Source organism: Staphylococcus sp. KUGN1 (genome assembly GCF_045984185.1).
GTDB classification, from domain to species: Bacteria; Bacillota; Bacilli; order Staphylococcales; family Staphylococcaceae; genus Staphylococcus; species Staphylococcus warneri_A.
Genome location: NZ_JBJQIL010000022.1, coordinates 1 through 411 on the forward strand (window position 1 = coordinate 1; position 411 = coordinate 411).

Here is a 411-nt window from a genome sequence, read left to right on the forward strand (position 1 = left end):
CTAGTGATTCAACAAGTACTTCTCTTTCTGATAGCTCATCGACGAGCGGCAGTACGTCATTAAGCGATTCTGAAAGCACAAGTGCTTCTACTTCATTAAGTGACAGTACTTCTACTAGTGATTCAACGAGTACTTCTCTTTCTGATAGTTCATCGACAAGCGGTAGTACGTCATTGAGTGACTCTGAAAGCACAAGTACATCCACTTCATTAAGTGACAGTACTTCTACTAGTGATTCAACAAGTACGTCACTTTCTGACAGTTCATCTACGAGCGGTAGTACTTCATTGAGCGATTCTCAAAGTACAAGTGCTTCAACTTCGTTAAGTGATAGTACTTCTACGAGCGATTCAACGAGTACGTCGCTTTCTGACAGTTCATCTACGAGCGGTAGTACGTCATTGAGCGATT

General features: G+C 41.8%; 1 protein-coding gene and 1 pseudogene. One reads left to right on the plus strand and one right to left on the minus strand.

Translation table 11 applies throughout. From position 1 onward, the window contains the following. Positions 1-193 (minus strand): annotated as a pseudogene (locus tag ACJQQZ_RS12540) (hypothetical protein); the annotation flags it as partial. Between ACJQQZ_RS12540 and ACJQQZ_RS12545 the strand changes: the two are divergent. Further along, the coding region (locus tag ACJQQZ_RS12545) for a hypothetical protein (protein WP_408023174.1) at positions 174-411 on the plus strand (238 nt) is incomplete at its 3' end. The pseudogene ACJQQZ_RS12540 and the gene ACJQQZ_RS12545 overlap by 20 nt on opposite strands.